The organism is Ferroplasma sp. Type II (assembly GCF_000496155.1).
In genome coordinates this window covers 1-11,963 of record NZ_KI542797.1, presented here as the reverse complement: position 1 = coordinate 11,963, position 11,963 = coordinate 1, and the positions used below count along the sequence as shown (strand labels likewise).

13 protein-coding genes and 2 tRNA genes are annotated in these 11,963 nt (G+C 35.6%); 11 read left to right on the top strand and 4 right to left on the bottom strand.

The window, feature by feature from the left end; genetic code table 11:
• Positions 1-266: 266 nt before the first annotated feature.
• The 3 genes from gcvT to AMDU4_RS11980 form a co-directional block, all read right to left on the bottom strand.
• On the bottom strand, positions 267-1,373 hold the full coding sequence (gene gcvT / locus AMDU4_RS11990) for a glycine cleavage system aminomethyltransferase GcvT (protein WP_290705280.1): 1,107 nt from the start codon (positions 1,371-1,373) through the stop codon (positions 267-269).
• Complete coding sequence (locus tag AMDU4_RS11985) at positions 1,364-1,528, bottom strand: hypothetical protein (RefSeq protein WP_290705277.1); 165 nt, start codon at positions 1,526-1,528, stop codon at positions 1,364-1,366. Before AMDU4_RS11985 ends, gcvT begins: the two co-directional genes overlap by 10 nt.
• Before the next feature lie 117 nt (positions 1,529-1,645).
• Positions 1,646-1,873, bottom strand: a complete 228-nt coding sequence (locus AMDU4_RS11980; protein ID WP_021788225.1) for a hypothetical protein — start codon at positions 1,871-1,873, stop codon at positions 1,646-1,648.
• A gap of 143 nt (positions 1,874-2,016) precedes the next feature.
• On the opposite strand from AMDU4_RS11980, the gene AMDU4_RS11975 reads away from it, so the two are divergent.
• From AMDU4_RS11975 to AMDU4_RS11930, 10 genes are all read left to right on the top strand, one after another.
• Positions 2,017-2,089, top strand: a tRNA-Phe gene (locus tag AMDU4_RS11975).
• A 415-nt stretch (positions 2,090-2,504) separates the two neighbouring features.
• Complete coding sequence (locus tag AMDU4_RS11970; protein WP_021788224.1) at positions 2,505-3,371, top strand: NAD(P)-dependent oxidoreductase; 867 nt, start codon at positions 2,505-2,507, stop codon at positions 3,369-3,371.
• Positions 3,372-3,603: 232 nt separating this feature from the next.
• The gene (locus tag AMDU4_RS11965) at positions 3,604-4,770 is read left to right on the top strand and encodes a hypothetical protein (RefSeq protein WP_021788223.1); all 1,167 of its coding nucleotides are present in this window, start codon (positions 3,604-3,606) and stop codon (positions 4,768-4,770) included.
• Positions 4,763-6,004, top strand: coding sequence for a 3-isopropylmalate dehydratase large subunit (locus AMDU4_RS11960; RefSeq protein WP_021788222.1), 1,242 nt, complete (start codon positions 4,763-4,765; stop codon positions 6,002-6,004). Before AMDU4_RS11965 ends, AMDU4_RS11960 begins: the two co-directional genes overlap by 8 nt.
• Position 6,005: 1 nt before the next feature.
• Positions 6,006-6,488 (top strand): hypothetical protein, encoded by a 483-nt coding sequence (locus AMDU4_RS11955; RefSeq protein ID WP_021788221.1) that lies wholly within the window; start codon positions 6,006-6,008, stop codon positions 6,486-6,488.
• Positions 6,482-7,552, top strand: coding sequence for an isocitrate/isopropylmalate dehydrogenase family protein (locus AMDU4_RS11950; protein WP_021788220.1), 1,071 nt, complete (start codon positions 6,482-6,484; stop codon positions 7,550-7,552). Before AMDU4_RS11955 ends, AMDU4_RS11950 begins: the two co-directional genes overlap by 7 nt.
• Before the next feature lie 185 nt (positions 7,553-7,737).
• Entirely contained in the window at positions 7,738-8,973 is a 1,236-nt protein-coding gene (locus AMDU4_RS11945) for an NAD(P)/FAD-dependent oxidoreductase (RefSeq protein ID WP_021788219.1), read from the top strand.
• Between the two features lie 6 nt (positions 8,974-8,979).
• Positions 8,980-9,627 carry a DUF1641 domain-containing protein gene (locus AMDU4_RS11940; RefSeq protein ID WP_021788218.1) on the top strand — a complete coding sequence of 216 codons (648 nt, stop codon included), beginning with the start codon at positions 8,980-8,982 and terminating at the stop codon, positions 9,625-9,627.
• 63 nt (positions 9,628-9,690) lie between these two features.
• Positions 9,691-9,763: transfer RNA gene (locus tag AMDU4_RS11935), tRNA-Gln, on the top strand.
• A gap of 2 nt (positions 9,764-9,765) precedes the next feature.
• Positions 9,766-9,960 (top strand): hypothetical protein, encoded by a 195-nt coding sequence (locus AMDU4_RS11930; RefSeq protein WP_021786799.1) that lies wholly within the window; start codon positions 9,766-9,768, stop codon positions 9,958-9,960.
• 254 nt (positions 9,961-10,214) lie between these two features.
• Here the strand turns inward: AMDU4_RS11930 and AMDU4_RS11925 are convergent, their stop codons facing one another.
• Positions 10,215-11,009, bottom strand: coding sequence for a hypothetical protein (locus tag AMDU4_RS11925; RefSeq protein WP_290705274.1), 795 nt, complete (start codon positions 11,007-11,009; stop codon positions 10,215-10,217).
• Here AMDU4_RS11925 and AMDU4_RS11920 point away from each other — a divergent pair.
• Entirely contained in the window at positions 11,008-11,703 is a 696-nt protein-coding gene (locus AMDU4_RS11920) for an IS1634 family transposase (RefSeq protein WP_021788216.1), read from the top strand. The genes AMDU4_RS11925 and AMDU4_RS11920 overlap by 2 nt on opposite strands.
• The last annotated feature ends 260 nt before the right edge of the window (positions 11,704-11,963 follow it).

Sequence of the window (11,963 nt, the reverse complement as noted above, 5' to 3'; positions counted from 1 at the left end):
TTTGATATGAAGGTTTATATTAATTATTTATGGGAGGGGGAGAGGTACATTTCCAGTGGAACGTAAAAAAGGTATATGGGCATCCTGTGAAAAAATTATAATTGATTAATATATATAAAAATAATTAGATATACTATATAAATAAATATAAAAGTTTATATTATTATATTATAAAGTGACACACTTATTTTATTATTAATAATTAAAAAAATATATTATATATAATATATATAAATTATATTTTAAAAAATAATATAATAATACTACTATTTCACAATTTTTGGTTTTACAACTTCCGCTTTTACCTTATTATTTCTTATATTAATAAAAATTTCATTTCCGGTTTTGCTATATTCTTTATTAATATAACCCAATCCAATACCAATATTCAGTATTGGTGATAGAGTTCCACTGGTTATTTTTCCTTCTATCTTATCGTTCACATATATATCATAGCCATTTCTCGGAATATTTCTATTTTCCAGTTTAAAGCCTCTAAATATATTATTATATTGTGTTTTCTGTTCTAATAATATTTCTTTTCCAATAAAATTATGTTCAAAGTTTACAATAAATGATATGGAAGCTTCATATGGATTCTTATTTTCATTAAAATCCTGTCCTGATAATAGCATCCCCTTTTCCATTCTTAATGTATCTCTGGCACCTAATCCGCACGGAAGGCCGTTTATTTTATAGATCTCTTTTAATAGATTAATCCAGATGTCAGCAGCAATTTCATTAGGAATTATCAGTTCCACACCCTTCTCTCCAGTATATCCAGTCCCTGAGATTATTATTTCACCACTATCGGTTATAGCATTGTGTTTTTGTGAATCAGTATATATAAATGTAAATGCTTCTGGAAATTCCATGCCGAGTTTTCTTATTATCTCTTCTGATCTAGGTCCCTGGACTGCAATATGGCTTATAAGATTTGAATAATTTTCTATATTTACACTATAACTATTTTTATTATCTATCATCCATCTGTAAATTTTTTCTATATTAGATGCGTTTGGTATCAAAAAAAACTTCTCTCTGGACAATCTGTATATGATAGTATCATCTATCATATTTCCATCATTGTTAAGAAATGCAGTATACATACACTTATTTTCCTTTAAATCAGAAACTTTCGATGGAAAGATATAATCTACATAGGTCTCAGCATCATGACCTGAAATAACAATATCACCCATATGAGATATGTCAAAAATTCCAACATCTGTTCTAACAGCCATGTGTTCCTTTATAATAGAGCTATATTCTAATGGCATTTCCCAGCCATGAAAATCTATCATCTTAGCATCTAGTTTTTTATGCTCATTGTAAAGAGCAGTTCTCATAGGGGTACCATTTTTCATTTCCATTGGAAATACACCCCTCTCCCCCATTTATATACATGAATATTATGTGTGTTTTTATTTAAAATTTTTTTGTTTCCATAATATCGAGAAATAAATACTTTCCACTGGAAATTCACCTCTCCTTTATAATCCATATCATATATGTCCTTATCTCTCACGGTATTACAATAAAATCTTCTATATTTATTTATGTATCTCCTTTGAATTACACAAAAAGAAAAAGATATTATCGAGCCATAAATTTTTTAATTTATTATTATTTTATACCAATAAATTCATTTTTTAACCAATTTTCTACTTTCCTTTTCTTTTTCATTTCCGAGCCATATTGTTAACAATCCGAGCAGAATTAGTGGCGCAACAAATGATATAAGACCCGAATCAGTCCATCCAGAATATTCTATCCCCCAAAATAAATAAAATACCAGACCACTAAGTAGTAAAATAATACCTGCTAAACGGTAGAAGAAAAATACAGTGAAATATTCTGAAAACTTTCTCATCGTTCTAATAAATAAACTTGACTATATATACTTTAGCCCATTTGTTTATGGATATCCAACTGTTTAACTTAACCCCAAAATTTAAAGTTCCATAACAAATACGATAAAAACATTTTAATAAAGATTAACAATATGGCTATGTCGCCGTGATAGCTCAGTTGGGAGAGCGCCAGACTGAAGATCTGGAGGTCGCTGGTTCAATCCCGGCTCACGGCATAATATTAAAAGCTTAATTTGTGGTCTGTTGCATAACTTCTTCTGTTTTATTTCCTTCATATTATAACTTTTATACTTATCGACCATGTTTTATAACATTCTTAATTCCCCATATGTATGCATTTCACCATAATTCTTTATAACATTGCATAATCTGAATCTTTGATAACCTTCACATTCCACTGTTTCATATTTTTTATTTTAATGTTTCGCCATACTTTCTCTTTACAGATAAATTGATTTCCTCTATGCCATTCCATTCATCCTTTCATCTCCTTATCCTAATTATCCCTGAAATCAACATCACTGAATTGTATCATTCTTTTATCGGGCTGATTATTAAATTGAGTTTTAATAATTATGCAACACCATTTAAATTAATAAACTATATGTAAAGTGATGAAATGGATAAAAAATGAAAGTCGGAATTGCTGGATTGGGGAGGATGGGGAGTGGAATGGCAAACACTCTTTTGAGAAATAGTGTGGATGTTTTTGGTTATGATATAAATATAAAGGCAATGGACAAATTTACCAGCTCAGACCACTTTATTGCTGCCAAAAACATCACTGAATTATTTTCATGTGATTATGTAATACTCTCTCTCCCAGAAGGAAATAATGTTATTGATATTCTTAAATCCTACAAAGGTGGATCCATAATCATGGATACAACTACAATAAGCCTCAATGAACTTCAAAAAATATTAGATTCTCTGGGAGATTATAAATCAAATTACCTCTCATGCAAGCTGGAGAGAGGACCTCAAGAGGCAAATGAAGGGAAACTTGCACTTTTCCTGGGTGGAGATGAACAACTTTACATAAAATCTCTGGAAATCCTGCATATCTTGGGAAGTCCCATGCATATCGGCACTCATTATCAGGCCACTATGATGAAGTTGATTAGCAATATGGTTGGCACAGCAGTGGTTGACATATTTGGCGAAATGTCTGTGTTAATCAGGAAGCTAGGCATTGATCCAAAAATTGCCATAGAAGCGCTCTCTATGGGAGGTGCAAATTCTATAACCCAGATGTTCCGTCTGGAATGGCAGTCAAAGGACGAGTTTGGGGAAGCATTCTCAATGGAACTTGCTCAGCATGTAATAGAAATGGCACTTGAATCGGCAAGAGATCTAGGCGTGTCAAGCCTGCACCTTATTGAGCAGAACAATCTAATGATGAAACTTGCGAAAAACATGGGATTCGGTAGCAAGGACGTGGGAGAAATATCAAAATTATACTGGAATTTGAACGATTCAGATAATCATCTGCAATAACACAATTTTCAGGAATTATTGTTATGTTTGCTTTATTTTACAGGTTTTCTTATATTATTTTTGATATATTATAATATTTTCTCACACAATTCTTAAAGGTTTTACTCCACAAATATTTATATAACATTATGTAAATACCCTATCAGATGGATTCGATAATGTTTATTGAGCAATTGTTCTTTTTGTTGCTTGAGTAAACGTTATCTTCATTAAAAATTTTGGAGGTAATGAGATGTATTTTTATGGTAGTAGAAGCTATGGCGATTTTTTCAACATGGGAGAGTATAGTAGAATAGGCTATGAAACCGACAGGAAGAAGATAAATATATTTGACACAACACTTAGAGATGGAGAGCAAACACCCGGCGTATCATTTAACATGGAACAAAAGTATACAATAGCAAAAATGCTGTATGATGCCGGAGTTGACATAATAGAAGCAGGATTCCCGGCAGTGTCAGATGAGGAATTAAAGACAATAAAACGTATAAACTACGATATGGACAATATATGTTCTCTTGCAAGATGCAATAAAAACGATATAGATAAGGTAATAGAATCCGACTCAAAAATAATACATTTATTTATAGCAACATCGGACATTCACATGAAGTATAAACTAAATAAAACCAGGGACCAGGTTTTTGAAAGTATAACAAATTCAATAGATTACGCAAGAAGCCACGGACTTACAATAATATTTTCCCCTGAAGATGCCACAAGAACTGATATGGATTTTCTTAAACATATTATTTCATCTATAAAGGTTGAGACTGTCAATTTTCCAGATACTATAGGCATCATGAATCCAATGTCAATGTATTACTTTATTAATAAAATAAAAGAATTTACCACCACCAATATAAGCATCCATTGCCATAATGATTTTGGCTTAGCAACGGCAAACACTCTTGCAGGCCTGATGGCAGGGGCGAATGAGGCTCAACTTACAATAAATGGCATAGGCGAAAGGGCTGGAAACGCTTCATTAGAAGAGGTTGTGTCATCTATATACGGATTTCTCGACTCACACACTAACATCAGAATGGAAAAATTATATGAAATATCAAAGTATGTAACAGCAGCCAGCGGAATAATACCACAGAAAAATAAGGCAATAATAGGGGAAAATGCATTTTCTCATGAGGCTGGAATACATGTTCATGGGATAATAAACAACCCGAAAACATATGAAGCGATAAACCCTGAGGTTTTTGGCATTAACAGAAGAATAGTTATAGGAAAACATTCTGGGAAAGCAGCTATCAAATATATACTGGAAAATAAAGGAATCCACAAAACAGATGATGAGATAGATAATATATTAAAAATAATAAAAAATAGGGATAACAAAACAATAGACGATGAGTTTTTATTAGAGGTGATAAGAAATGAGTAAAACAGCAGCAGAAAAGATATTTTCAGAAAAGAGTGGAACAGACTCGAAAAGCGGAGACTATGTAGTGGCTAATGTGGATTATGTAATGGCAAATGATATAACAGCTCCAATAGCAATAGATGCCTTCAACGAGCTTGGAATGAAAGCAAAAAGTGATAAAATTATAATTATTCCAGACCACTTCATCCCTCCAAAGGACATAAACTCAGCAATACAATATAAAAAATCAAAGGATTTTGCTATTGAAAATGGAACATGGTTTTATGATATAGGTAGCGGAGGTGTGTGCCACCAGGTGATGATGGAAAAGGGATTTGCAGCACCAGGGCGATTAATTGCCGGAGCCGATTCCCACACAAACACATACGGTGCCCTATCTGCAATTTCCACTGGAATGGGAAGCACTGAAGCAGGAGTGATATTTGCAACAGGCAAGATGTGGTTCAAAATTCCAGAGACAATTAAAATAAATTTAAGAGGAAAACCAAAAAAAGGGGTTGAGGGCAAGGATATTATTTTAAATATTCTATCAACAATTAAAAACGGTGGAGCTGCATATAAATGCATGGAATTTTCTGGAAATATAAATTATATAGACATAAATGAAAGAATGACCATGGCGAATATGACAACTGAGGCTGGAGCCAAATGCTCATTTTTTGATACTGATGATAAAACAATAGGATATCTCAATCAAAGAAATACAGGGGATTATAAAATAGTAAAATCAGATGAAAATGCTGATTTCTCCAGGATTATTGAAGTTGATATGGATGATATAGAACCCTCTATTGCAATTCCAAATTCACCTGACAATGTAAGGATTGCAACGGCAGTACATGAGAAAATAGATCAGGCATATATAGGTTCATGCACAAATGGAAGGATAGAGGACATAAGAAAAGCTGCAGCCATATTAAAAAATAAAAAGGTAAATAAAAACGTCAGGTTAATGGTAGTGCCAGCAAGCCAGGATGTATATAATCAGGCACTAAAAGAGGGGTTAATAAATACCATAGTAGAGTCTGGCGGCTATTTTTCAGGAACAACATGTGGTGCATGCCTTGGTGGGTATATGGGAGTATTGGGCCCAGGTGAAGTTTGCATATCATCAACAAACAGGAACTTTATAGGCAGGATGGGGGACAAGTCATCAAAGGTATATCTGGCCAACCCATCAATAGTTGCTGCATCAGCAGTACTGGGAAGAATAGGAACACCGGAGGAGTTATAAAATGATAAATAATATAAAAGGAAGGGCAATAGTATTAGGAGATAATGTGGACACAGACCAGATCATACCAGCAAAATATCTAAACACTTCAGATCCAGGCAAGCTTGCACCTCATTTTATGGAAAATGAATACCCTGATCTGGTTAGTCACATCAAAAAGGGTGATATTATAGTTGCAGGCAAGAATTTCGGATCTGGATCAAGCAGGGAACATGCAGTTATCACCATAAAAGGCCTTGGAATTTCCTGCATAATAGCTGAAAGTTTTGCGAGGATATTCTTCAGAAATGCCATAAATACTGGAATTCCCCTTATTGAGGCAAAAATAAATGTTTCTGAATTTGATGAAATTTCGGTTGATTTTTCGAATAGTACGATAATGTATAATGGAAAGGAAACCCATTTTAAGGAATATCCCGAATTCCTGAAAAATATTATAAACAGCAATGGCTTAATAAACTATGTGAGGTCTGGGAAATGGTAGATATTGCTGTCATACCTGGAGATGGGATAGGGAAAGAGATAATCCCAAAAGTATGTGAAATGCTATCTACTATTGATTCATCCATTGATTTTACATACTATGGCATCTCATCTGAAAGATATTTGAATAAGGGCATTACCATAACAGATGAAGAAATAGAGGATTTAAAAAGCTATAAGTCCATACTTTTCGGGGCAATAGGCGATTTCAGTGTAAAACCCGGAGTTATGGAGCAGGGAGTTATACTCAAACTTAGAAAGGAACTTGACCTTTATATGAACATACGCCCAGCTATTTCTTTTAAAGCAATTACTGGAAACAACATAAACATGACAATCTTAAGGGAAAACAAGGAGGATTTTTACTCTGATATTTCCGGGAATTTCAACGAACATAAAACATTCAATAAAAATGATGGTTTCTACAATTATAATGGGGATATCAACATAGAATCGGATGACCAGATATATTATACAATGGGTTTTCTTTCAAGAAAGAATTTAAAACGATTTTTCAGATCAGCTTATAAAATTGCAGGTTCTGAAAATATAACAGTTACCGACAAGGCTAATGCAGTTCCGATGTACTCCTTATGGAGGGAAATAGCCATGGAGGAAGCGGAACCTTTCAAGAGGGAGATTGCCTTTGAATATGCCGATTCTCTTGCCTATAACATGGTAAGAAATCCCAAGAAATACAGTTATGTAATTGCCCCGAATCTATATGGTGACATACTGTCTGATATGGCAAGTTCTCTTACAGGAGGTCTTGGATATGCGCCCAGTGGAAATATAGGTGATAAAAGTTCAATGTTTGAACCTGTCCATGGCAGTGCTCCGGACATAGCAGGCAAGAACATCGCTAACCCAGTTGCCTCTATACTCTCTTCAATAATGATGCTGAAGCATATAAACCAGACTGAAACAGCCAGCATCATAGAAAAATCATTGGAAAATGTAATAGGTGAAGGAATAATTCCAGTAGAATCAGGAGGCCATGCTGGAACACATGAATTTATAGAAAAAGTAAAAAATCAGTGTTCATTATTGAAAAATGAAATTTAATAACAGATAATTTTACTCTTTGAATTTTTAAGTCAAATTATTTATTTATAAAATCTCTTTATAAAATTGTATTCATCATGTATTTAAAGCAATAATAAGAATTTTTACTAAAAAGGTATTTTTCTTCACAAATGTGATAAAAAACTTAATATATTACTATAATATTATAACTTAAGTGGTGGAAAATGACTAAATTACTTGTTTTAGGTGGAAGGTTTGCCGGATTGACGGCAGCTTATACAGCAAAGAGATTGCTTGGGGATAAGATAGATGTAACATTAATAAATAACACTCCATACGCCGCATTCAGACCAGGAATGCCTCATGTCAGCATCGGTGTCTATAAAGCAGAAGATCTAGAGGTGGATCTTACAATAGCTTTGCCTGCAAAGGGAATTAAATTTATATTAGGAACGGTAAATGCAATAGATGCAAAAAAGAATAAGGTGGAATATTCAGCACCGGACGGTAAAAAGGAAAATATTACTTATGATTATCTAGTAGTTGCATTCGGGGCAAAACTCGGTGTGGAACACCTGAAGGGCTGGGATGAGTATGGGGCAAGTGCCTGTGAACCAGATTTTGCAACAGCTCTTTATGAAAGATTAGAGAAATTCGAGGGTGGAAATATAGCAATAGGATCTGGCATTTTCTATCAGGGAACACTTACACCAAGAGGAAAATACCCAACAAACTGGGCGTCCGTTGCAGATTCTGCATGTGAGGGGCCAGTTTTTGAGCTTTCATTAATGATTCCTGCTTTCCTTAAGAAGAAGGGGGTTATGGATAAAACCCACATAACGATATTTTCACCGGGAGAAGAAGTACTCACAGATATATCAAAGGAAACAAGGGGAGTAGTAAAAACTATGTATAGCCAGGCTGGCTTTGACACGGTATGGAATTTCCGCGTAAAGGAAATCAAAAAAGATGAAATTGTGGGAGAGGATGGAAAGACTATAAAAGCAGATATTGCAGTTATATTGCCCCCATATGAAGCCAATGATGCAGTGAAAAATTCAACACCTGATCTTTTCGATGATGGAGGATTCATGGTTACTGACGAACATATGAGATCTGTTAAATATCCCAATGTTTACTCATGCGGCGATTCAAATCAGATAACGGTTCCAAAGCTTGGATTCCTCGCTGTGCAGACCTCCAGGATTGCAATGCAGGACCTTGCTAACAGGCTTGGTGTTCCCACAAAAATAGAGACATACACCCCAGAAATTGTATGCATAGCAGACAATCCACTGGAAGGATTCGCTATAGCCGTGAATGATACAACATTCTATGGCGGTGATAAGAAGATAGCACAACCATCAGCCACAAACCATATAAAGAAGGAACTGTTTACTAAATACTTCATGTGGACAAATGGAGATATGGCACTTGACAAATATCTAGCAAGCTGGTGAATAATTATGATGTCAGAAGATGAACAGTTAGAAAAATTGATGAAACCGGAATATATTTCCAGTTTGACAAGGGCGGTTGAGCTATTAAAAAAACTTGACAACCTTGGATTTCTGGATGTAATATCCGGAATATTGAGTGACGATGAAACCTTAAAAACAGTATTCGGTCTGTTGACAAGCGACGATGTATTATCCCTTACAACTAAAACAGATTCTGTAATGACCTTATTAAAGATCATGTCAGAGGAGAAGAATGTAAAGGCTCTGAGCAATCTTCTTGAGATGGTCACAGTAATACAGAATAAAGGACTTCTTGATCCTGTGCTTGGCATATTACAGGATGACAATGCAATGGGCATGGTTATGGGACTTCTATCCAACGATTTTACCATGAACCTGATCATGAATGAAAAACCAATTTTAGAGTCATTAGGCAGACTTGACCTGAGTGTTGCACCACATTATGTTAACATGATAAAGGCAGTGGAAAATGCAATCAAAACCGATACTGTCACACCAGTGAATGGAATGATGGGGACTCTGCGTGCAATGAAAGATGAGGATGCACAGAAAGGCCTCGGAATTGTCTTTTCCATATTGAGAAGCCTGGGAAGGACATGCAGTGATGAATTCAATTGCTCCGCCAAAAAATAAAAACAATTTTTAAATATATTTTCTCAACACATTTTAATATTCATTCATAATTATGGTAATTAGAGCTCCGTGGTGTAGTGGACAAGCATTCCGGACTTTGGATCCGATGACGGCAGTTCGAATCTGCCCGGAGCTGTTATGATAGAAATAATAGGAAAGGAAAAACGAAAACTCCAACTGGACAAAAGTGAAAAGCTCAGGAATATTTATAATATTATAAATATCGATGAGGAAGGATTTGTTGCAATACTCAACGGGCTACCTGCCACTTCTGATGTACTGGTAAATCCAGAAGACCATCTAGTTTTTCTTGAAATATTTTCTGGAGGATAACGCTTTAGATTATCCATTAATCATAACAATTTTAAAAACCCTTCCAGCTCTCCACCACTCATTTATATCCACCATTAATGAGTGTACCAGTCCCAAAAGTGACCGATTTGAAGGACAATACTTATACACATAATTGCATATGCAACGATATTCTAACCGCTTTTTATTGAGATAGTTGCATTAAAAATGATTACAATAAGCTCATCTTTCAGGATCTCGTTTTTTATTTAGTTTAAATCCTGAACTCCCTACTTTTACCACCATGATACTGAGTTCAGTAGATCCAGTATGTCCTTCTGTTTTTTCGTTCTCTCCAGTTCCTTAAGGTCACCGTTCTGGTCCTCTACCATATGCAGTTTCTCAAGCTCAAGGAACATTCTCTCCATTGAGTATTTCTCATTGAGTTTAGTGGATTCCATACCCCTTCTCAGAGCTGATCTTATTAGAAGTGAAAGAAAGAACACAAATACTGTTCCACGTATGGTGGATTCCTTATGATCCCTGAGTGGAAATATATCCATATCAGTTTTGAGTACACGAAATGCCTTCTCTATGGCATCCCTGTGCCTGTATACACTCAGGCAGCCGGATCCTGAGTATTCTCCCCTGTATACCAGTAAAAATCTTCCCATCCTGTTCTCTGCAGCAGATATGGCATTGTCCCTTGCACTGGTAACAATAGCATTGTTCTCAATCCTGTATGTGATATACCTCATGTATGAACCTGCAATAGATTCTATGCCTTTCTTAATTCCCCTCCTCACCTGCAGTGACTCTATCCTTTTCCTGCGTTCCATGATGTTCCTGTGCAGATCGGCACGTTCATCACTCTCCCTCCTGACATCATGGTAGAAATAGCCATGGAGTTCCAGATCATCCATAGAGAATGATATGTTTTTACAGAATATTGGGTATCCCTCATACATTATCACATTGTCTGCCCTGTCCACTGTTTTTGATGCACTGGAATATACTGCTTTTACCTCCTTCCTCATGAAGGATGCTGCAATGATATATTCCGCTTCCCTGAGGAGCCTGAGATTGTCCATGGAGAAGAAGCCACGGAAAGTTATCATAAACGTGGATGATGTGATGAAGGATGATTACACAGAGGAACAGAGGAAACTCGCTGAAAAGAGGAGATATATAGCAGTATACAGCAGGGAGAGGGAGGAACTTGATCTCAGGGACCTTAATGACAAAATCAATATCGTGAAGAAGAAGATATCCGATATTACAGACCAGAAGGAACTGAAGAAATCCCATGGAAAGCTGAAATCACTGGTGAAGTTCACGGAGAACAATACAGCACTGAATGAGGAGAGAATCAATGTCCTGACGAAGCTTGCAGGGAGATTTCTCATAGTCACAAATACCGATCTCCAGAAAGATGAAATCGTAACAGCATACAAGGAACAGTGGCAGATTGAGAGATCATTCAGGACAATTAAATCGTTTCTGGAGATCAGGCCGGTATACCACAGGAAACCAGATAGAATAAAAGCACATGTGTTCGTATGTGTATTATCCCTTCTGCTATCAAGGCTCATAGAAAAGAAAACGAAAATCACAATATCAGAGGCAAGGCGAATTCTCTCATGCCTGAAGGTTACGCCTGTTTGCCCTGGGTCAGGGGTTGTCATGATCAGGTCAGAATCAGAACAGGCACTGGATCTCCCCAATCAGAGGAACATTCCATACCCGGAGAGAATCCTGGATGGTGCACGGACAAAAAAGAGTTAAATTCGGCAGAGAAGGCAATGTTATGCTGCTTGAGTGTACATTCTCACAATAATTAAACTGCGGAACTCAAGGTCAAAATAATTAACTATATGCATGAGCCTTTAGCTGATTACAGGAATATTTAAATAATATCTAAGGTTAGTATCATATGGATCCATTTTATTTTAAATCTTATGACAGGTTAATCGGTGTTGCCTGTGACCTGGAAAGCCTTGTAAGGGAAATGAAATGCCTTAGCGATTATGATTACGATGCTGTGA